At 48.2% G+C, this 20,961-nt stretch carries 19 protein-coding genes; 12 read left to right on the top strand and 7 right to left on the bottom strand.

Annotated features, from left to right (window positions below):
- The first annotated feature begins 13 nt into the window (after positions 1-13).
- Positions 14-3,520 carry a methionine synthase gene (gene metH, locus A1s21148_RS03595; RefSeq protein ID WP_095671104.1) on the top strand — a complete coding sequence of 1,169 codons (3,507 nt, stop codon included), beginning with the start codon at positions 14-16 and terminating at the stop codon, positions 3,518-3,520.
- Complete coding sequence (locus tag A1s21148_RS03590; protein WP_095671103.1) at positions 3,517-4,188, top strand: HAD family hydrolase; 672 nt, start codon at positions 3,517-3,519, stop codon at positions 4,186-4,188. Before metH ends, A1s21148_RS03590 begins: the two co-directional genes overlap by 4 nt.
- Here the strand turns inward: A1s21148_RS03590 and A1s21148_RS03585 are convergent.
- Positions 4,163-4,918, bottom strand: a complete 756-nt coding sequence (locus tag A1s21148_RS03585) for a RecB family exonuclease (RefSeq protein WP_095671102.1) — start codon at positions 4,916-4,918, stop codon at positions 4,163-4,165. The two genes, A1s21148_RS03590 and A1s21148_RS03585, sit on opposite strands and share 26 nt — an antisense overlap.
- A gap of 49 nt (positions 4,919-4,967) precedes the next feature.
- Here A1s21148_RS03585 and A1s21148_RS03580 point away from each other — a divergent pair, with 49 nt between their 5' ends.
- The 10 genes from A1s21148_RS03580 to A1s21148_RS03535 are packed head-to-tail and all read left to right on the top strand — an operon-like array spanning position 4,968 to position 15,045.
- Positions 4,968-5,852, top strand: coding sequence for a tRNA (adenine-N1)-methyltransferase (locus tag A1s21148_RS03580; protein WP_095671101.1), 885 nt, complete (start codon positions 4,968-4,970; stop codon positions 5,850-5,852).
- Positions 5,836-6,786 (top strand): helix-turn-helix transcriptional regulator, encoded by a 951-nt coding sequence (locus tag A1s21148_RS03575; RefSeq protein WP_095671100.1) that lies wholly within the window; start codon positions 5,836-5,838, stop codon positions 6,784-6,786. Before A1s21148_RS03580 ends, A1s21148_RS03575 begins: the two co-directional genes overlap by 17 nt.
- Positions 6,779-7,732, top strand: coding sequence for a helix-turn-helix transcriptional regulator (locus A1s21148_RS03570; RefSeq protein WP_095671099.1), 954 nt, complete (start codon positions 6,779-6,781; stop codon positions 7,730-7,732). The genes A1s21148_RS03575 and A1s21148_RS03570 overlap by 8 nt, the downstream gene beginning before the upstream one ends.
- A 24-nt stretch (positions 7,733-7,756) precedes the next feature.
- Positions 7,757-7,954 (top strand): Sec-independent protein translocase subunit TatA, encoded by a 198-nt coding sequence (gene tatA, locus A1s21148_RS03565; protein WP_223299435.1) that lies wholly within the window; start codon positions 7,757-7,759, stop codon positions 7,952-7,954.
- Positions 7,955-7,987: 33 nt separating this feature from the next.
- A complete protein-coding gene (gene tatC, locus A1s21148_RS03560) occupies positions 7,988-8,764 on the top strand; it encodes a twin-arginine translocase subunit TatC (RefSeq protein ID WP_223299434.1) in 777 nt (258 codons plus the stop codon).
- Between the two features lie 3 nt (positions 8,765-8,767).
- Positions 8,768-9,643: a diacylglycerol/lipid kinase family protein gene (locus A1s21148_RS03555; RefSeq protein ID WP_095671098.1), complete on the top strand. Its 876-nt coding sequence runs from the start codon at positions 8,768-8,770 to the stop codon at positions 9,641-9,643.
- Positions 9,607-12,015 (top strand): DEAD/DEAH box helicase, encoded by a 2,409-nt coding sequence (locus A1s21148_RS03550; protein WP_095671097.1) that lies wholly within the window; start codon positions 9,607-9,609, stop codon positions 12,013-12,015. Before A1s21148_RS03555 ends, A1s21148_RS03550 begins: the two co-directional genes overlap by 37 nt.
- A complete protein-coding gene (locus A1s21148_RS03545) occupies positions 12,012-12,914 on the top strand; it encodes a 5'-3' exonuclease (protein WP_095671096.1) in 903 nt (300 codons plus the stop codon). The genes A1s21148_RS03550 and A1s21148_RS03545 overlap by 4 nt, the downstream gene beginning before the upstream one ends.
- Complete coding sequence (gene lnt, locus A1s21148_RS03540; protein ID WP_095671095.1) at positions 12,908-14,293, top strand: apolipoprotein N-acyltransferase; 1,386 nt, start codon at positions 12,908-12,910, stop codon at positions 14,291-14,293. Before A1s21148_RS03545 ends, lnt begins: the two co-directional genes overlap by 7 nt.
- The gene (locus A1s21148_RS03535) at positions 14,290-15,045 is read left to right on the top strand and encodes a polyprenol monophosphomannose synthase (RefSeq protein WP_095671094.1); all 756 of its coding nucleotides are present in this window, start codon (positions 14,290-14,292) and stop codon (positions 15,043-15,045) included. Before lnt ends, A1s21148_RS03535 begins: the two co-directional genes overlap by 4 nt.
- A gap of 38 nt (positions 15,046-15,083) precedes the next feature.
- Here the strand turns inward: A1s21148_RS03535 and gcvP are convergent, their stop codons facing one another.
- From gcvP to gcvH, 6 genes are all read right to left on the bottom strand, one after another.
- The gene (gcvP, locus tag A1s21148_RS03530; RefSeq protein WP_420022009.1) at positions 15,084-17,891 is read right to left on the bottom strand and encodes an aminomethyl-transferring glycine dehydrogenase; all 2,808 of its coding nucleotides are present in this window, start codon (positions 17,889-17,891) and stop codon (positions 15,084-15,086) included.
- A gap of 130 nt (positions 17,892-18,021) precedes the next feature.
- Complete coding sequence (locus tag A1s21148_RS03525; RefSeq protein ID WP_095671092.1) at positions 18,022-18,543, bottom strand: MerR family transcriptional regulator; 522 nt, start codon at positions 18,541-18,543, stop codon at positions 18,022-18,024.
- 128 nt (positions 18,544-18,671) lie between these two features.
- Positions 18,672-19,202, bottom strand: coding sequence for a bifunctional nuclease family protein (locus tag A1s21148_RS03520; protein WP_095671810.1), 531 nt, complete (start codon positions 19,200-19,202; stop codon positions 18,672-18,674).
- Positions 19,203-19,231: 29 nt separating this feature from the next.
- Positions 19,232-19,951, bottom strand: a complete 720-nt coding sequence (gene ftsR / locus A1s21148_RS03515) for a transcriptional regulator FtsR (protein ID WP_095671091.1) — start codon at positions 19,949-19,951, stop codon at positions 19,232-19,234.
- Between the two features lie 60 nt (positions 19,952-20,011).
- A complete protein-coding gene (locus A1s21148_RS03510; protein ID WP_095671090.1) occupies positions 20,012-20,473 on the bottom strand; it encodes an FHA domain-containing protein in 462 nt (153 codons plus the stop codon).
- A gap of 112 nt (positions 20,474-20,585) precedes the next feature.
- Positions 20,586-20,960, bottom strand: coding sequence for a glycine cleavage system protein GcvH (gcvH, locus tag A1s21148_RS03505; protein ID WP_095671089.1), 375 nt, complete (start codon positions 20,958-20,960; stop codon positions 20,586-20,588).
- Position 20,961 lies beyond the last annotated feature (1 nt).

Below are 20,961 nucleotides of genomic sequence, written 5' to 3'. Positions count from 1 at the left end.
TAACCTCTGCCAAGTGACGAGCCCTAATCGCCAGAGACCCGCGGGATTACTCCGCCAAGCCCTGGCATCGCGCACGGTAATCGCCGATGGGGCGATGGGCACGATGTTGCAAGAGGCCGATCCAACGCTGGAGGATTTCCAAGGCCATGAAGGTTGCAACGAGATTCTTAACGTCTCGCGGCCAGATGTTGTTCGCGGAGTTCACGACAAATATTTAGCCGTGGGCGTTGATGCAATTGAAACCAACACTTTCGGTGCGAACTGGGCGAATTTAGCCGAGTACGGAATTGAAGATCGAATTTACGAACTGGCTTTTGCCGGTGGCAAGATCGCTCGCGAGGCAGCAGATGCCGCGAGCACGAAAGAGAAGCCACGTTTCGTGCTTGGCTCACTTGGACCCGGAACGAAGTTGCCTTCGCTCGGACACGCGACATATCAAAAGTTGAAGGATGCTTATTACACAGCGGCAAAGGGTCTGCTTGATGCAAAATCAGATGCGCTCTTAGTTGAAACGACTCAAGATTTGTTGCAGGCCAAAGCCGCCGTAAATGGTTGTCGCCAAGCGATAGAGGAAGTCGATTTCGATGTAGTACTGATTGCACAGGTAACTGTTGAAACAACTGGCACGATGTTGTTGGGCTCCGAGATTGGCGCAGCGCTAAATGCGCTAGAGCCGCTAGAGATTGATCTAATTGGGCTGAATTGTGCGACGGGTCCTGCAGAAATGTCTGAGCACCTGCGTTACCTTTCAAAGTTTGCAAACTGTGCCATTTCAGTTATGCCAAATGCTGGCTTGCCAATACTCGGTGCAAAGGGCGCGGAATATCCACTTGGGCCTAAAGAGTTAGCCGATGCCCTCGAAACATTTGTGGGCGATTATGGCATCGGCCTAATTGGTGGATGCTGTGGAACTACACCGGAACACCTTATGGCAGTTGTCGAGAAAATGTCGAGCAAGCCATTTAAAGATCGCGGAGCGGCGCTCGATCCGGGTGCTTCATCGCTTTACCAATACGTTCCATTTCGCCAAGACAATACTTATCTAGCGATCGGTGAGAAGACCAACGCCAATGGTTCTCGCGCTTTTCGTGATGCACTTGTTGCCGAAGATTGGGAGAAGTGCGTAGAAATCGCCCGCGATCAGATCCGCGACGGAGCGCATATGCTCGATCTTTCAGTGGATTACGTCGGTCGCGATGGCGCTAAAGATATGTACGAGATCGCATCACGTTTTGCTACTGCGTCTACTTTGCCGATTGTTCTTGATTCGACCGAACCTAATGTGATCAAAGCTGGACTAGAAGCACTCGGTGGTCGCTGCGTTATCAACTCAGTTAACTACGAAGATGGTGACGGTCCCACATCTCGCTTCGCTCGAATAATGCCCTTGGTTAAAGAACACGGCGCATCAGTTGTTGCACTGACTATCGATGAAGAAGGTCAAGCGCGTACAGCGGAATGGAAGTTACGAGTTGCGCGTCGACTGATTGAAGAGCTGACTACCAATTGGCAGATGAAGACCGGCGATATTTTGATCGATGCCCTGACATTTCCTATCGCCACCGGCCAAGAGGAAACCCGGCGCGACGGTATCGAAACGCTGGAGGCGATTCGTCAGCTCAAGGCTGAGTATCCAGATGTTCAAACAACATTAGGTGTATCAAATGTTTCATTTGGCTTAAATCCAGCAGCGCGCGTTGTTCTTAACTCGGTATTTTTACATGAGTGTGTAGCGGCAGGCCTTGATTCGGCGATCGTCCATCCCTCAAAGATCACGCCTCTTGCCCGTATTGAAGAGCGGCAAAAGGAAGTAGCCCTCGATTTAGTTTATGACCGCCGCAAGTACGACGGTGAGACATGTATATATGACCCGTTGACTGAATTTCTACAACTCTTTGAAGGCGTTGAACTAGCAGCTTCTCGAAATGTTCGAGCCTCGGAATTAGCCGCTTTGCCACTTACTGAACGTTTGCAGCGTCGCATTATCGATGGTGAAAAAGTTGGCTTAAGCGATGATCTCGATACTGCGATGACTGAAGGAATTAAGCCACTCACCATCATTAACGATTATCTCCTCGAAGGAATGAAGGTAGTAGGCGAACTCTTCGGTAAAGGCGAGATGCAGCTTCCTTTCGTACTTCAGAGCGCTGAAGTAATGAAGACGGCAGTTGCTTATCTTGAGCCGCATATGGAGAAGACCGATGACGAAGGTCGCGGCACAATGCTGCTGGCTACCGTCAAGGGCGATGTTCACGATATCGGCAAGAACCTGGTAGATATTATTCTGAGCAACAACGGATATACCGTGGTAAATATCGGAATTAAGCAGACAATCAATCAGATTATTGATGCTGCGCAAGAATCTAACGTCGATGCCATTGGTATGAGTGGGTTGCTGGTTAAATCAACGGTAATCATGAAAGAAAACCTCGAAGAGTTAACTAATCGTGGGCTTGCTGAAAAGTGGCCGGTTGTGCTTGGGGGAGCAGCGTTGACTCGCGCTTTCGTAGAGCAAGATCTTGCTGGGATGTTTCCCGGAGAAGTTCGTTATGCACGTGATGCATTTGAAGGACTTCGCTTGATGGATTCGATTATGGCAGTTAAGCGCGGAGTTCCAGGGGCTACCTTGCCGGCGCTAAGAGAACGTAAAGTTCCGCTACGTCCTAAGAAAGATGAAGATTTAGTAATTGATAACAAGCGAAGCGATGTCGCGATCGATATCGATATTCCGGCCGCTCCATTTTTTGGTTCTCGAATCATTAAGGGTGTTCCTTTAGCGGATTATGTTGAAATGCTTGATGAACGAGCTTTGTTCGTTGGTCAGTGGGGCTTAAAGGGTGCCCGCGGTGAATATGAAACGATGGTTGAAAATGAAGGGCGTCCTCGTCTTCGCGCACTTCTAAATCAGGTGCAATCTAAAGGTTGGTTAAATGCCGCCGTTGTTTACGGCTACTTCCCATGTGTTAGCGATGGCAATGATCTAGTTATCTTGCATCACGAAGGCCCTGATAAAGGAAAAGAACGCACCCGCTTCTCGTTCCCACGTCAATCACGCGATCGCAGACTCTGTTTGAGTGACTTTTTCGCCGCTAAAGATTCAGGTAAGACCGATGTTGTCGCATTTCACGTGGTCACGATGGGTAGCGAGATCAGTAAAGCGGCAAATGAACTCTTTGCTGCGAACAACTACCGCGAATATTTAGAGCTACACGGCTTATCAGTTCAGTTAACAGAAGCGCTAGCTGAGCATTGGCACGCACGAATTCGTGAAGAGTTCCATGTCCGCGGAGATGATGCACCAGATCTGCAAGGAATTTTGGATCAGGGTTACCGCGGATCTAGATACTCATTCGGTTATCCAGCCTGCCCAAACATCGAACAACAAGTTGAACTATGCGAGTTGCTAGAACCAGGACGCATTGGCGTAGAGCTCTCTGAAGAGTTCCAGTTACATCCTGAACAGAGTACATCTGCGATCATCGTTCATCATCCTGAGGCGAAATACTTCAACGCAAATTGAGTTTCCAAGCAATCTTCTTTGATATGGACGGACTCTTCCTAGATTCCGAGCCACAGTGGCATGAAGCCGAAACGCTAATGATGCGTGAAAATGGTTATGACTGGAAGCCGGAAGATCAACTGCACTGCCTCGGCGGACCACTTCGTCGTGTCGCGGAATATATGTCTAATTGTCTTGAGGGACGTAAATCGCCAACAGAGTTAGAGGCGATCATTATCGCCGAGATGACCGATCGTCTCTCCAGAAAAGTTCCATTGATGCCAGGTGCGCTAGCACTATCTAAAGCGATACACGGTTCGGGCACGAAACAAGGTTTAGTTTCAGCTAGTCCACGCCCGATCGTAGATGGAGTTCTTCGCGGCATGAGCGAGAAGTACTTTGATGTAACGGTAGGTGCTGGTGATATCGAACGAACTAAACCTTTTCCTGATCCTTATCTGCATGCAGCCAAACTTCTTGGCGTCGATATTGAGCAATCGCTTATCTTTGAAGACTCTACAACTGGCATAACGGCGGCTGTCGCAAGTGGAGCGTTTGTCGTGGCGGTCCCACACTATGTAGAAGTGCAGGAACAGCCTCGATTGAAAGTCATTGCTTCATTTGAGGATATAACTTTTGCAGATTTAGAGAAGTGGGCAGAAGTTAACCAACGTGAGCTGGGCAGATAGCCTTAAAGAAGCACCAATCACATAGCTTTGTTGGGCGCGGCCTGAATTCATTTCGTTCAATCGCGCGCAAGATATCTGCAGCAACATCAAAGAGTATCTGTTCGGTCTTAATTAGATCCTTTTCAGTGGGTGTGCTCTTTATCAATCGAGTATCGCCCATGTAGATCAGTTGTAAAAGCTTCGGAATTACGCCGTGGTTCTTCCAATACAGAAGCGCGTAAACTCGAAGTTGGAAGAAAGCCTTATCTTCCCAGCCAGGTTTCGGCGATTTTCCGGTTTTGTAGTCAACGATGCGAACTTCACCGGTTGGCGCAACATCTAAACGATCGACGTACCCATGTAGATAAAGTTCGGGGGATAGATCCATCTCTAGATGTAGCTCTCGGTAAGTTGGTTCAAAGAGAGTTGGATTCTCCAAAGTAAAGTAGTTTCCCAATAGCTCTTCAGCTCTTTTAAACCATGCTGCGGAATCTAGAACCAACTCTTTTATTGCAGGCTTTTCTTCAATCTGTGTCTGCCACTTCTCCGGCAACATTTGTGCAGCGTTTGAGATTGTTCGATCTGGCGCCGGGATTTCAAAGAGATCTTCCAGAACGGTATGAATCAGCGTTCCACGTTCGGCATCAATACTCGGTGGCTCTGGCAGTAGGTCAATCGTGCGATATTTATAGAGCTGTGGACAATTATTAAAGTCGCTGATGCGGCTAGGCGAAAGTCTCAATTGGCTCATAATGAAGGAAGATACCCGTTCGCACGCGCTTTGCGCCTAAGATGCTCCCGTGTCTAGCCTTAATGAGAATAACGCCGATCTAGGCGCCAATCGTGGACGTTTTGTCGCTGGCGATCGAGTGCAACTCACCGATCAAAAGGGAAAGATTTACAGCATCACGATCACTCCCGGTAAAGAGTGGCACACCCACAAAGGGTGGATCGTTCATGACGATTTAATTGGTCTTCCCGAAGGTTCAGTTGTTAGCACTAGTGCGGGGTTAAAGTTCACTGCTTTTATTCCATTGCTCACTGATTACGTTCTATCTATGCCACGTGGCGCAACGATTGTTTATCCAAAAGATGCTGCCTTAATTGTTGGATTCGCAGATATTTTTCCAGGAGCGCGGGTACTTGAAGCAGGTGTGGGAAGTGGTGCGCTGACGCTCTCGCTGCTACGCGCAGTAGGTCCATCGGGCTCTGTGCACTCTGTCGAACGTCGCGAAGAGTTTGCCGCTAACGCAACATCCAATATTGAAAATTACTTTGGCGGTCGACCTGCAAACTGGTCACTTGCAATCGGTTCAGTCCAAGAACAAGAGTTCGACCACGAGTTTGATCGCGTGATTCTAGACATGCTTGCTCCTTGGGAGTGCGTCGATATGGCAGCGAAAGTTCTGCGCCCTGGGGGAGTCTTTATGGCTTATGTCGCAACAACCACACAGCTCTCGGCTACAGCGGAGGCGCTGAAAGAAGATGGCCACTTCACTGAGCCAGAAAGTTTTGAAAGCATGGTTCGTGGTTGGCACCATGAAGGTTTAGCAGTTCGTCCGCAGCAGAGAATGATCGGTCACACCGGATTCTTGATCTTCTCTCGCCGCATGGCTCCAGGCGTTGAGGTCCTGGCTCGTCGTCGTCGTCCTGCGAAGGGGTCTTACGGTGTCGCGGAAGACTGAGCGTTTAGTAAATTTAACAATCGCGCTCCTGGCAACGAAAAGATATATAACGAAATCTGAAATCTTTCGCACAGTTGATGGATATGAAGGCAATGCAGAAAGCAAAGAGCGGATGTTTGAGCGCGATAAAGATGATCTTCGAAATCTCGGAATTGAAATTGAAGTTGGCTCGTTCGATCCACTATTTGAAGATGAGGCTGGCTATCGAATCAAGCCAGACAGTTACCAATTCCAATTAGGTGAAGTTACTAGCCAGGAGATCTCACTTCTTTCTCTAGCCGCAGAAGCATGGCGAGGAGCGGCGCTAGATGGATCTGCGCTTACTGCGCTAAGAAAATTGCACGCTATCGGCATCGAGTCGGATATCGAATCAATTCCTGATCTCGCACCTCATGCAAATATTCGAGATAAGAATTTACAAGTTGCGATCAGTGCTATTACATCTCGTCAGAAGATCTCCTTTAAATACCTCAGCGAAGAGCTAACGGAACAGGAACGGAAAATCGCTCCTTACGCGGTCACTTCTCGCTATGGCCATTGGTATCTATATGGCCTAGATCTCGAAAAGTTAGGAGTAAGAAGCTTCCGACTCGATCGCATTTCAGGAGATATCGCACCTGAAGGTAAGTCAGGATCTTTCGAGGTGGAAGAGAGTTTTGATCTATCCAGCCAAGGCAGTAACGCAGATGAGATTCGTACCGCGACGATCTTTTTGCGAAACGGTAGAGCGTTAGCGCTACGTTCGAGATCGAAGTCCGCACTCGCCAAGAGCTCAATTGCTGGCTGGGATTTAGTCGAATTGAGCTATCGAGATCGAGAGAGATTTATTGAAGAGGTACTCTGGTACGCAGATGATGCAATCGTCCTCGAACCGGGCGATGTCAGGGCTGAAATTGTCAAGAGATTGGAACTCGGGGTAAAGCGCTATGGCTAAGCAACCATCCTCACCGATCGCTAAAACCGCTCGTCTATTGGATTTAGTTCCCTACATAACTACCCATCAGGGAATATCAGTTAAGGATCTAGCGAAAGAGTTCTCCATATCAACAGAAGAGTTGCTTGATGATTTGAACACCCTTTGGATGTGCGGGCTTCCTGGATACACACCACTTGAGCTAATAGACCTCTCCTTTGAATCCGGTTATGTATCAATTCGTAACGCTGAAATACTTCAGAAGGTTCGCTTACTCACCAAAGATGAGTTGGTTGTGGTTGCAATCGGGTTAGATTTTCTAAGAGAGTCGATCTCAAAAGATCGGGTTGATCTAATCGCTGCAATTGCTTCGTTGCAAATTAAAATTAAATCCCTCATAGGTGATATCGCGCAGGCATCACCAACTGTAGATAGCGCACGCCGTGCGGTAATTCTAAGAGCGATAAAAGAGCGTAAAGATCTCGAGATTGAATATCACTCTCTAATTCGTGATGAAGTTTCTACTAGGGCGGTAACGCCACTAGAGTTGGGTGAGGATAAAGGGATCGAAGTTCTCCTTGCTTACTGCAGTAAGGCTTTAGGATTTCGTACATTCCGCCTAGATAATGTGAAGCAAGCAAGGCTCTTGGATTCAAGTCAGATGATTTCAGATGCTAAGAGCGAGAGCGAAGAGTTATTCCGAGCCAAATGCAAAGTTAACTCTCGATTGCGAACCACCTTTGAGAGATTCCGGTTAGAGACAGCGCTTGCGACCGCTCCGAGCGTTGATTCAGGCAAGGCAGTGGCTGTTGAGGTCACCTCATTTAGCCGAGATTGGTTGGTGAGAAATTTCATGAGTACGTTGGCCAATACAGAGATTACAGAGCCGGCAGAGCTAGCCAAGGCTGTGGGTCAAAAGTCGCAAGCGACCTTGGAACTTTATAAGAACGAGCGCTTCTCGTCCTAGGCGCACCTGCGCATACTGGCGCTAATGGGATATCTTGTACCTATGAATTTAGCGCAACCAAGTCATCTCCTTCTTGTCCTATTGGTCTTTATCGTTCTCTTCGGTGCAAAGCGCCTGCCTGATTCAGCGCGCTCCCTTGGTCAATCACTTCGCATCTTTAAGAGCGAGATGAAGAACGATGGGGATGAAAAGAAGAACGACGACGATTCATCAACTAAGTAATTCAGTAAGTAATTAGGCCCGCGTCCTACTCTCATGATGGCTGGAGCAAAAGCGGCTCGCATGCCTTTGTTGGATCATCTACGCGAGTTTAGAAAGAGAATTGTTCGTTCGGTTTCGGCAATCTTGCTCGCCGCGTTAATTGGCTGGTTCTTCTATAACGAGATTATCGCGAAGTTAGCAGAACCAGTTTGCGATTTAGCCCTAGCTCAAAGAACTGGATCTGACACCTGCGGTTCTCTCTACATCAGTGGCGTACTGGGTCCATTGAACCTTCAGATTAAAGTCGCGCTACTTACCGGGCTGATCATCGCGGCGCCATATTGGCTATATCAACTATGGGCCTTTATAGCACCGGCACTTCACCGAAAAGAAAAGCGCAACTCAGTCTTCTTCTTCGTCGCCGCTACTCCATTCTTCGCTGCCGGAACTTTCCTTGGCTACGCAATTCTTCCTTTGGCGATCAAGGTTCTATTCGGCTTCACGCCAGATGCACTTAACAACTTGGTTAAATTCGATGATTATCTAGATTTTGTAATGCGAACAATATTAGTCTTTGGCTTAGCCTTTGAACTTCCTGTCTTCCTAGTTACCTTTAACTTGATTGGCTTCTTAAGTGGCGTGACAATTCTCAGACCTTGGCGCATTTGGGTCTTCTGCATTGTTCTCTTTGTTGCGGGGTTCTCACCAAGTGCCGACCCACTATCGATGATTCTTCTAGCTATTCCACTAATTATTCTGTACCTGCTTTCGGGCGTATTCGCGCTTTGGAATGACAAGCGGCGAGCTAAAAAAGAAATTCCACTGGATTAAATCGTGTGGGCGATCGTTATCAACCCTGTATCTGGGGGAGGCAAAGGCGCCATTCTCGGTAGAGAAGTTGCCGGTTACTTCGCAAAGCACGGAGTTGAATACACGATTATCACGGCTACATCAGCGAATAAACTAAAAGAGAACTTAGCTAACTTTCTTGATCTAGCCGAAGGTCAACCATGTCAGGGCGTGATTGCAGTTGGCGGTGATGGCCTGGCGCATCTCGTCATCCAATTGGTTGCCCCAAGAAAGATCCCATTTTCAGTGATTCCGGCAGGAACTGGCAATGATTTGGTTCGAGCCATGGGTTGGAGCCTTGACTCGATTACTAAGCAATTAGATTTTGTGACAACAACGCAACCGACTGCAATTGATCTTGGAATGGTTGATTCGGAATGGTTTGGCGCAATACTCTCAACAGGTTTCGATTCAGTGGTAAACGAGCGAGCCAACACCATGAGTTGGCCTAAAGGACCGATGAAATACAACTTCGCGATAGCGATGGAGTTACCAAGATTTGCGCCGATTTCTTACACAATTGAATTGGATACCCAGTTACTTCAAGTTGAGGCGATGCTTATCGCCGTTGCAAATGGCAAGAGTTACGGGGGAGGCATGCAAGTCTGCCCTGATGCATCGATGACCGATGGACTCTTTGATGTGATGATTCTGCATCCCGTGAGCAAATTGGAATTTATCAAGGTCTTTCCAAAGGTATTTAAGGGCGCTCATATCGGACACCCTCAAGTGCGCATTTATCGCAGTGCACGTGTCTCCATCACTTCTGCTGCCGTTGCGTATGCCGATGGTGAGCGAATCGGAGGTTTGCCAGTTCGTGCGGAATGTATGGCAGGTGCTGGACTATCGTGGACCCCGTGAGTACGCCTGCTGAAAAATTCGCCGCTGCAAAGAGTCGAAGTAAGCACGCTGTAACTGAAGATTTTCTAGCCGAATCAAAGTTCCCATTTGATGATTTCCAGATCCAAGCCTGTCACGCGGTCGAAAGCGGACATGGCGTTTTAGTTGCTGCTCCAACAGGTGCAGGAAAGACGGTCGTTGGAGAGTTCGCGGCATCCCTTGCACTGCGTAACGGCAAGAAGTGTTTCTACACCACTCCGATTAAAGCGCTATCAAATCAGAAATTTCAAGAGTTTGTAGATCGGTTCGGTGAAGATCGCGTTGGTCTCTTAACTGGCGATACCAATATTAATTCCGAAGCAGATATCTTGGTTATGACCACAGAAGTTCTGCGGAACATGCTCTATGCCGGCTCTTCAACGCTGACCAATTTAGGTTCAGTTGTTATGGATGAGGTTCATTATCTGGCGGATAAGTTCCGTGGTGCTGTTTGGGAAGAGGTTCTGATTCACCTGATGGAATCTGTTCAGGTTATCTCACTATCTGCAACGGTTTCTAACGCTGAAGAGTTCGGTGAATGGCTCGGGGAAGTACGTGGTGAAACCCATGTGATCTTGAGCGAGCATCGCCCGATTCCGCTCTATCAACATATTTTAATCAACTCATCTCTGATCGACTTGTTCTCAAGCCCTGGCAAAGTTAACCCCGAGATCTTGGCTGCCGAACGCGAGGCGATGCGAAAGGTAAAGATTCCGCGTCATCGACGCGAGCAATGGGGAGCATCCGAATCGCGTTTATCCCGCCCAGAGATTATTGAAAAGCTACAGCGCGAAAACTTGTTACCCGCAATTACTTTTATCTTCTCGCGTATGGGATGTGATGCGGCAGTTAAGCAATGTTTGGCCGCTGGAATTAAGTTAACCAATACCGAAGAACGCGCCCAGATTCTCAAAACTGCCGAGCGCTACACCGCTAACTTGCCTGAAGAAGATCTAGAGGTGCTTGGGTATCGCGAATGGATCACTGCTCTGGAGCGTGGCATAGCCGCGCACCATGCCGGTTTACTTCCCTCATTTAAAAATGCGATCGAAGATCTCTTTCAACGCGGACTTGTTAAGGCAGTCTTTGCCACCGAAACCCTTGCTCTAGGTATCAACATGCCGGCACGAACTGTAGTCCTAGATAAGTTAACTAAGTGGAATGGTGAAGCCCACGTTCCGATTACGCCGGGGGAGTACACCCAGTTAACTGGACGTGCAGGTAGACGCGGTATCGATATTGAGGGAAATGCTGTTGTGCAATGGTCACCAACGGTGGATTCAGCGATGGCGGCGAGCTTGGCATCTACAAGAACTTATCCGCTTCGTTCTTCATTTACTCCAACCTACAACATGGCGATAAATCTAATCGCACGATTTGGTCGAGAGCGAGCCCACGGAAGTTTGGAATCTTCGTTTGCGCAGTTCCAAGCCGATCGCGCTGTAGTTGGCTTGGTAAAGCAAATTAAGAAGAATGAAACTGCGCGACTTGAGTTAATGGCTAGCGCCGAATGCCACTTAGGTGACTTCGAAAGTTATGCCAGATTGCGAAGTGAGATTAAAGAGTTAGAGAAGCTGCTCTCCAAACGTGATGGCCGTAAAACTTTTGATAATCGCCAGCGTCAGCATATGGAGAATGAGATTGACGGCCTGCGCCGCAGCACGCGATCACATCCCTGCCATTCATGTAACGATCGCGAAACCCACGCCCGCTTTGCTGAGCGCGCTGAACGCTTGCACCGTGAATCCGAAGGCTTACGTGGAAGAGTCGAGAACCGTACCCACGTTATCGCAAAAACTTTTGACCGCATTTGTGATGTATTGACCCATCTCGGATATATCGAGGGGGAGAAGCCACTTCCGCAAGGCAAGATCCTCGCCAAGATTTACGCAGAATCAGATCTTCTTTTAACCGAAACTATTCGTAATGGAATTCTCGATGAGTTATCTGCTCCGGAACTTTTATCCGTTGTCTCATGCATGATCTTTCAATCAAGATCTCGCGATGAATACGCACCAAAAATGCCACATCAAAACGTCACTAACGCACTTGTTGAGATCACCAAACTTTGGGCCAAACTTGAAGATATCGAGAACGAGTTTGATGTAAAAACTCAGAAGGAACCCGATTTCGGTTTTGCCTATATCTCTTATCGTTGGGCACAGGGCAATTCGTTAACCAACGTTCTAAAGGGTTCGGATATGTCGGTCGGAGATTTTGTTCGTTCAGCTAAGCAGTTGATGGATCTACTGATGCAGATCGCCGGTGCCAGCGAGAAGTTACGTCCAGTTTGTCGAGAGGCGATCAAGCGTTTAGATCGCGGCGTAGTTTCATATATGGTGGATGACCTATGACTTTAATGCTGCTTGATAGCGCTTCTCTCTGGTATCGCGCTTACTATGGAATGCCAGATACCTTGCTCGCACCCGATGGAACGCCTGTGAATGCAATACGCGGCTACCTGGATATGACGGCACGCCTTATTGGCATGTATTCACCAAATCGTATTGTGGCTTGCATCGAGGGGGATTGGCGCCCCTCATGGCGAGTAGATATTTTCCCTGATTACAAAGCTAACCGCCTGGAGGAAGATGGCGAAGGCGAAGAAGAACCAGATTTATTGACACCTCAGATTCCGATCTTGCTAGATCTTCTTGATGAATTTGGAATTCCGATGGTCGGTGTAGATGACTATGAGGCCGATGATGTTATGGCGACCTTTGCGGTTAAAGAACCTGGCCCAACTCGAATTGTTACTGGAGATCGAGATCTCTTTCAGTTGGTCGATGACAAACGTGATGTAAAGGTTGTTTATCTAGCAAAGGGTTTATCTCAGCACGATCTAGTCGATAAAGCGTGGATATCTCGCAAGTATGCGATTCCCGGTGATCGTTACGCCCTATTTGCGATGTTTAGAGGCGATCCTTCAGACGGACTTCCTGGTGTTAAGGGGATTGGTGAGAAAGGCGCAGCGCTGATTGCAAACAACTTTGCAGACGTCGATGAAGCCCAGCAAGGAGCTCGTGACGCGCACCCATCTTTAAAGCCAGCCCTTGCTAAGAAGATAATTGAAGGCGCAGATTATTTAAAGATCGCACCTACTTTGGTCAACTGCGCAAGAGATGTCGCCCTTCCAAAACTCGATATCTCGATGCCGCAGAAACCAGCTGATCTTTCAAAGATTTATGAGATCAAGGAACGCTACGGACTTGGCGCAAGCGTTGATCGGTTGATCACTGCACTCAAATGGTGAACTTCTTATTTTCTGCACTCTTAGTAAGTGCGGCGTTTGAGCCAATAGGCCTTTGGTATCTCGCGCTCGTTGGATACGCGCTTTTCTTTAGAGGGCTGTCGAAGAGTAAAAGACCAGTCCTAGCCTCATTCGTCTTCGGAGCGATTCTTAACGGCATAGTTCTGCATTGGAGTAGTAAGTACGTCGGAGCACTACCTTGGCTCTTGCTCACTTTGCTGCAAGCTTCTTTCTATCTTCCAGTTGGATGGGTTTACCGCAGAACAAGTTCGCTTCGTTGGGTTCTCCTCACCTTTTTGATCTGCGAAGAGTTGCGGGCGCGCTTTCCATTTGGTGGATTTGCCTGGACCAGAATTGCCTTCAGCCAAGTTGAATCACCGCTCCTTCCATTAGTTTCGATTGGGGGAGTACTGCTACTTAGCTTTTCGACCTTACTTTCTGCGCTGGCCTTAACCCGCCTTAAAGTTCGGGCACTCACTCTTGTCGCAGTTGGTTTCCTAATCGTTAACTTCTTACCGAATAATCCAACTGCGCCAGAAAAGATTTCGTTAATTGCGATTCAAGGAAATACACCTTCAGTTGGGCTTGAATTCAATTCGAGGGCGAAAGCCGTCTTCTACCTACATCGCGACACAACGCGTAAACTTGTGAATCAAAAGTACGATGCAGTTGTTTGGCCAGAAAATGCCATTGACATTGATCCGCGAAACTATCCCGAAGTTCTCGCGGACATTAAAACGGTGGTTAAAGAGATAGATACCCCGCTGATTGCAGGAGTGGTTCTTACAGAACAAGGATCGCCAGCTAATGCTTCAGTGATGTATGACAAGTCCGGAGCGGTGCAATCAACTTATATCAAGCGCTACTTGACCCCTTTTGGTGAGTACATGCCGCTGCGCCGAATCGCTGAAATTGTTTCTCCATATGCCAAGTCGGTAAACGATTTTAAACCTGGTCAGGGCTTTGTTTCGCATGAAATTGGCGGATATCAAGTAGCACCGATCATTTGCTATGAAATCATCCACGATGGTTTGGTTCGCGAGAGCGCGAATCAGTCTGGTGCAATTATTGTTCAAACAAATAGCGCGACCTTTGCAAATACCGCCGAAAGCGCACAGCAACTAGCAATTACTAGAATCCGCGCAGTTGAGCATTCTCGCGAGATTCTCAGCGTTTCTACCGTTGGTATCTCTGCATTTATCGATAATAATGGCGCTGTGACATCCCAAACAACTGAAAACATTTCAACTTCGATCTCTGGAGATCTTAAAATTTCGATATATCAGACCTTATCTGATCGTCTAGGGGCAGTGGCTCCCCTTCTCGTACTATTTGCTTCTCTTATCTTCGCAATAGGAATTCGCAGAAAGGTCTCGCGATGACTATCAAGATTGCACTTCTGATTCCAACCTACAACGAAGCAGTTTCAATTGTTGAACTTCTAGATCAGCTGGCTGGTTTTCGCTTAAATAAGGCGAGGAATTTTGATGTCATTGTTATCGATGATAATTCGCCAGATGGCACTGCAAAAATTGTCGATAAATTGCATCTTCCCTGGGTATCGATACTTCGCAGACCCGGTAAAGGCGGATTAGGCGCTGCTTATCGCGCCGGTTTTCTACAAGTCCTCGCTGATTCGAGTTACACCCATGTAATAACTATGGATGCTGATGGATCACACCGAGTTGTCGATCTAGAGAAGATGATCGGTGCAATAACTCCTGGAAAATTGATTGTTCTTGGCACTAGATGGATACCTGGCGGATCGGTTGTTAATTGGCCAAAGCGGCGTCAATATCTATCGCGAGCTGGCACTGCATATGCCAAATTGGCCCTTGGAATCCCGCTTAATGACTTAACTGGTGGTTTCCGGGTTTACAGCGTTGATCTACTCAAAACTTTAAAACTTAGCGATATGCAGGCAACTGGTTATTGCTACCAAATCGAAATGGCACTTGCTGCCCATCTTGCTGGTGCGAAAGAAATTGAAGTTCCAATTACCTTTGTAGAACGGATAAATGGCGTTTCTAAGATGTCGCAGGCAATAGTTGTTGAGGCGTTGCTGCAGACGACCCGCTGGGGCATCTCACGCATACTTAGACCTAACGCCGATAAGTTACATTATGTTAAGTAATACTAAATTAGCTCTACCCCGCGGAATTTAGGCGCTAATTAGGCGTACGACTCGATCGGTGCGCATGAGCAGACAAGGTTGCGATCACCGTAAGCGCCATCGATACGACCAACGCTAGGCCAATACTTACCGGCAGTTCCGATCAGTTCACCGCTTATAAGGCCGCTAGCGGGCGCTGGAAAGGCTCCCATTTCGCGTGAATAACGACGATCCCACTGGCTATTTACGACTGCGCCAGCTGTATGAGGTGCATGGCGTAGCGCTGAATCTTCAACTGCAATAGCCCCAACAGTTATCTCGGAAATCTCTCGGTGGATCTCAACCATGGCGTTGATAAAGCGATCCATCTCTCGCACATCTTCGGATTCAGTTGGTTCGATCATCAGAGTTCCAGGAACTGGGAAGCTCATCGTTGGCGCATGGAAACCGAAATCCATTAAACGCTTTGCGATGTCATCGACAGTTACACCACTCACCTTGGTGATTTCACGGAGATCCAAGATGCACTCGTGAGCAATTAACCCGCTTTCAGCGGTATACAAAATTGGAAAGTAAGGAGCTAATTTCTTTGCCATGTAGTTGGCAGACAAGATCGCAACTTGGGTGGCATGAGTTAACCCTGCTCCCCCCATCATTCGGATGTAACTCCAAGAGATCGGCAAGATACTTGCTGAACCAAATGGCGCTGCCGAAATTGGACCTGGCCCTGTTACAGGGCCAGCTGTTTCATCAAGTGGATGGTTTGGCAAGAATGGCGCTAAGTGCGCACGTGCGATTACTGGACCTACTCCCGGTCCCCCACCGCCATGCGGAATACAAAATGTTTTATGGAGATTTAAGTGCGAAACATCTGCGCCAAACTTTCCAGGTTGCGCAAGACCAACTAACGCATTCAAATTTGCACCATCAACGTAGACCTGACCGCCTGCTGCATGTACCAACTCGCAGATTTCACCGATCGCAGACTCAAATACTCCATGCGTAGATGGGTAAGTCACCATCAGGGCAGCGAGATTGGCACCGTGTTCTGCGATCTTCTCTTTGATATCTGCAACTGAAACGTTTCCGAGTTCATCACAAGAGACAACGACAACCTGCATACCCGCCATTACAGCACTTGCGGCATTTGTGCCGTGAGCACTCGATGGAATCAAGCAGATGGTGCGATGTTTGTCACCGCGTGAATCATGGTAATTGCGGATTGCGAGCAAGCCAGCAAACTCCCCTTGGCTACCAGCATTTGGTTGCAGAGAAACTGCGTCATACCCGGTGATTGCAACCAACCAATCAGAGAGCTCCTTAATCATTCGGCGCGATCCTGCGCTCTGGTTAGCAGGTGAGAATGGATGCAGCGCCGAGAATTCAGGCCAAGTTACCGCTTCCATCTCGGTTGCCGCATTTAACTTCATCGTGCAAGATCCAAGCGGAATCATTGTGCGATCAAGCGCAAGGTCGCGATCAGAGAGCATGCGCAGGTAACGCATCATTGAAGTTTCGGAGTGATAGGTATTAAAGACTGGATGCGCCAGGTACGAACTCTCTCTTACCGCGAACTTTGGAAGACCACTCCCCTGCACTGAAAGATCAATTGAGATACCAAAGATCTTTGCTAATTGGTTTAAGAGATCAACCGTGGTTGTTTCATCGAATGAGATACCGACTTGGGTCTGCGAAATCTTACGCAGATTGATCTTTAACTCTTCGGCGCTCTTCATCAACTTGTCTGCAGATTCAACGTTGATCGTTAACGTGTCAAAGTAGCTTTCATTAGCAATCTTGAAGCCCTTTGAAGTAAGTGCAGTTGCGAATATATGTGTAAGTCCGTGAACGCGGTTGGCGATCTTCTTTAGACCAACTGGGCCGTGCCACATTGCGTAGAAGGCGCTCATATTCGCAAGCAGTACTTGAGCAGTACAAATATTGCTAGTGGCTTTATCGCGGCGGATATGTTGTTCGCGAGTCTGCAACGCTAAACGAAATGCGGGATTTCCATGAACATCGACGCTCTGGCCGATTAAGCGACCGGGCAGTGAACGTTCTAAACCTGTCCGCACTGACATGAAACCAGCATGTGGTCCGCCGAATCCCATAGGGACACCGAAGCGTTGTGCGCTACCGATTGCGACATCTGCGCCCCACTCCCCCGGAGCCTTCAGTAAGGTCAAAGCTAAGAGATCTGTTGCTGCAATTAAGTAGGCGTCTTTACTATGAATTTCTTCCGCTAAATCAGAATAATCGTTTATCTCGCCAAAAGTGTTTGGGTACTGAACAAGAACACCGAAGTATTCGATGCCAGAAATATCAGCAGCGGACTTGATATCTACTTCAACAACTTTGATACCCAGTGGCTTAGCGCGAGTAATGACAACGGCTTTGCTCTGTGGATGAAGTGATGAATCGATTACAAATATCGCATCGTCCGAGCCCTTGAAATTGCGGCGGGCCAGCGTCATAGCCTCAGCTGCTGCAGTACCTTCATCGAGCATTGATGCGTTAGCAATAGTTAAACCGGTGAGATCGCAGACAACTGTTTGAAAAGCAAATAGCGCTTCCAAGCGTCCTTGGGAAATTTCAGGTTGGTACGGTGTGTAAGCCGTATACCAGGCGGGATTCTCTAAAACGTTTCGTTTAATAACCGCAGGAGTAACCGTTCCGTAATAACCGGTGCCGATAAGTGAAGTAAAGACTTGGTTCTCGGAAGCCATCTGGCGAAGTAGCTTGATCGCTTCGACTTCAGTAACCGCACTAGGCAGATACTTCTCCAGCGGTTCTTTCATCGCAATTGCAGAAGGCACGACAGCAGAAATGAATGTATCGAGTGATTTAAAACCAAGTTGCTCAAGCATCGCAACTTCATTTGCGTGGGTTGGACCTATGTGGCGATCAACAAATGCGCCATGTTCTAAAGTCAAAGCAACTCCCCCGATTAAGTTTCCAACTATCTAGATGGGAACATATTGGGGAAGAATATGTCTTTTAGGCGCCTTTCGCCTTTCGACGTAATGAGAGCTCGTCGTTACTTTCACCACCTGCTGTAACGATCTCGCCATTGAACTCGCCTTGCAGCGATGCCAATGAACCCTCAACCTCATGCCAAACCTTACCCACTGCGATACCGAAAACGCCTTGACCGCCTTGCAGCAAGTCGATGATTTCATCTGGACTAGCGCATTCATAGATCGATGCGCCATCGCTCATCAAGGTAATGCTTTCTAACTCTGTAACTCCGCGACTGCGCAAATGATTTACGGCAGTTCGAATATTTTGTAGAGATACTCCTGCATCCAATAAACGCTTAACGATCTTTAAAACGAGAATGTCGCGGAAACCGTAGAGTCGCGCTGTTCCAGAACCACTTGCAGTGCGAACACTTGGTTCAAGCAAACCGGTACGTGCCCAATAATCTAATTGGCGATACGAAATTCCAGCGGCTGAACATGCTGTTGCACCGCGGTATCCGATTTCATTCTGGCCATCGTGCGTAACTGGGGAGGTCACGTCGTTCTCGATTCTGCTCGGGGAAGCTTGGATGGGTTTCTCTTCTGGGCTAAGGCTACGAGCGAAGAGAGCTGTAAACAACGACCGACACGAGGCAAACCTCAAGTAGAGGGTGAGACTTCTGACCCCTACCCTGCAAAGTCCTCCGGGTTGATCTGGTCGAGGAATTCACGGAATCGCTCGAGATCAAGGTCGGTCGCCGCACCTTCCTTGGCTCCAGTTATATCTTCCACGCCCTCGACTTCCAAGAGGCGTTCTGGGATATCAATGCCGACCAGATCCAGAAGGTCAGAGTCGGCCACGATATTGCTCTTGGTACGAAGTGCGATCGCGATCGCATCCGACGGTCTAGCTGAAACCTTCAGAAGTGCGGACTGGCTATCGCGGATCTGAATCTCGGCGTAGAAGATCCCATCCTTTAATTCGGTGATGTGAACTGCGGTCATCGTTAGATCTGCGACTTCTAGAAGGTTGGCGATCAGATCGTGGGTCAGCGGGCGTTGTGCCGCCATTCCTTGTTGAGCAAAAGCGATCGCAGTTGCTTCAACAGCTCCGACCCAGATCGGCAGGAAACGTGAACCTTCGATCTCTTTCAATAAAACGATCGGTTGATTAGAGGGCATCTCAATGCGAACGCCAACAACCTCCATATTTACCAACATGAGTTCGCCTTACCTGCCCCGAACAATTACTGGCGAGGGCGATTAAGACCGGCGCGAACTAGCCCGGCATGTAAACGAATTGAAAGTGAGGCGATCTGCTTCTGAACTTCTTCAGCGCGCGCCTTTGAGTCCGAAGACTTTTGGCGGTTAATCGGAGTGATCACTTGTTCGATTAAACCGATCTCGCGATCTGCGGCAGATTTGAATGAACGCAGGTGGCGCGCTTCGATACCGAAACCAGCCATCTCAGCTACCGCCTTGGCAACAGATAGTGCGTCAGCATCGTAATGACGACCGCGTAGCGCGATGAATCCGTATGACTCGAGTTCTACTAATTGATCATCAACTAGGCCGCTTGCCTTAAGCAACTCTTCACGAGAAAGACGTAGGTCAGAAGATGCACCGAATGATTCAGGTGATGCTGAGTTATCAACGGTTGTAAGAGTTGGACGAGGGGATGCAACTCCTCCAGCAGGAGCAGGATCTAGTCCACGGTCAAGGGCTTCTAAATTCTCTTTTATAACGCGTAGCGGTAGGTACTGATCGCGCTGTAACAGGAGTACGTAACGCAAGCGATCAAGGTCAGCGGCGGTGAATTTGCGGTATCCCGAAGGCGTTCTCTGGGGTTCAATCAACCCTTCTGATTCAAGGAAACGGATCTTAGAGATCGTTATATCCGGAAAATCTCCACGGAGCTTTGTAAGGACTTCCCCGATACTCAAATACGCGCGTGCTGGAACGCTCACGTTAATCTCCCCTACTGCTAGTTAAGCGGTTGATAAATTCTTAAATCTGTTTTTTACTAATTACTTACTTTTCTTTGGCGCTACGAAGAGCATATGAAATTTACCGATCTGAATCTCATCACCTGTAGTTAAGAGTGAGTTAAGAACTGACTGATTGTTTAGATATGTTCCGTTGAGGCTTCCTTGATCTTTGATGCTGAATTTCTGTTCATCTTTAACAATAACCGCATGCCTTCTTGAGACCGTTACATCGTCTAAGAAGATCGGTGAATCAACTGACCGACCAATTGCAACTTCACCGCTATCGATTAGAAATCTCGCGCCCTTTGACGGACCGCGATGGATGACGACCATCGCTCGGTCTGCTGGACCTTCGATGATTGCTGTAATTGCTAAGCGGTCTGCATCGCTGGCAGATGAGAGAAGGGCGTTGAGAGCGCTCTCCGGGGAACCATCTACGACCGAGCGGAGTCCGAGGTGGAGGGTACTGGTGAGTTCGCCGTTGCTATCTGGTTTATTCATATCGCTCCCCCTTCACTTGGCTTTCCTTGAGGTTCAACTTCAACCTGAGGCTGACCTTAGGGTGAGAAAAGAAAGAAATCAAGCGGTAAAAAGTACGAAAAATTCCCGATTTCTATGCGGTGATTTGACGATAATCATCGGCAGAGAGTAAGCCGGCCGGAAGGGCCGCTACTTCAATCTCGGCCAACCAACCTGCACCGTAAGGATCTGAGTTGATCGTCTCTGGCGCGGTATTGAGCGCTTCGTTGATCGCAACGATCTTTCCTGAAACGGGAGCGAAGATTTCAGAGACGCTCTTAGTAGATTCAACTTCACCGCAAACTTTATCCGCAACAACGCTTTCGCCAACCTTCGGCAGCTGCACATAGACGATGTCACCGAGCGCACCTTGAGCGTAATCAGTAATTCCCATACGGAATGTATTTCCGGTAGCCAGAACCCATTCGTGCTCTTTTGTGTATTGCAAGTTATCTGGAATAGATGACACT

This window comes from Candidatus Planktophila lacus, assembly GCF_002287925.1.
Classification (GTDB): Bacteria; Actinomycetota; Actinomycetes; order Nanopelagicales; family Nanopelagicaceae; genus Planktophila; species Planktophila lacus.
This window is presented reverse-complemented; position numbering and strand designations above follow the sequence as displayed.

Bases quoted from the DNA above. Each gene is read 5' to 3' on its own strand.
- A1s21148_RS03585 (WP_095671102.1), bottom strand. From the start codon at position 4,918: ATGAGCCAATTGAGACTTTCGCCTAGCCGCATCAGCGACTTTAATAAT.
- A1s21148_RS03570 (WP_095671099.1), top strand. From the start codon at position 6,779: ATGGCTAAGCAACCATCCTCACCGATCGCTAAAACCGCTCGTCTATTG.
- tatA (WP_223299435.1), top strand. From the start codon at position 7,757: ATGGGATATCTTGTACCTATGAATTTAGCGCAACCAAGTCATCTCCTT.
- tatC (WP_223299434.1), top strand. From the start codon at position 7,988: ATGATGGCTGGAGCAAAAGCGGCTCGCATGCCTTTGTTGGATCATCTA.
- A1s21148_RS03550 (WP_095671097.1), top strand. From the start codon at position 9,607: ATGTATGGCAGGTGCTGGACTATCGTGGACCCCGTGAGTACGCCTGCT.
- A1s21148_RS03545 (WP_095671096.1), top strand. From the start codon at position 12,012: ATGACTTTAATGCTGCTTGATAGCGCTTCTCTCTGGTATCGCGCTTAC.
- lnt (WP_095671095.1), top strand. From the start codon at position 12,908: ATGGTGAACTTCTTATTTTCTGCACTCTTAGTAAGTGCGGCGTTTGAG.
- A1s21148_RS03535 (WP_095671094.1), top strand. From the start codon at position 14,290: ATGACTATCAAGATTGCACTTCTGATTCCAACCTACAACGAAGCAGTT.
- gcvP (WP_420022009.1), bottom strand. From the start codon at position 17,891: ATGCTTGAGCAACTTGGTTTTAAATCACTCGATACATTCATTTCTGCT.
- A1s21148_RS03510 (WP_095671090.1), bottom strand. From the start codon at position 20,473: ATGAATAAACCAGATAGCAACGGCGAACTCACCAGTACCCTCCACCTC.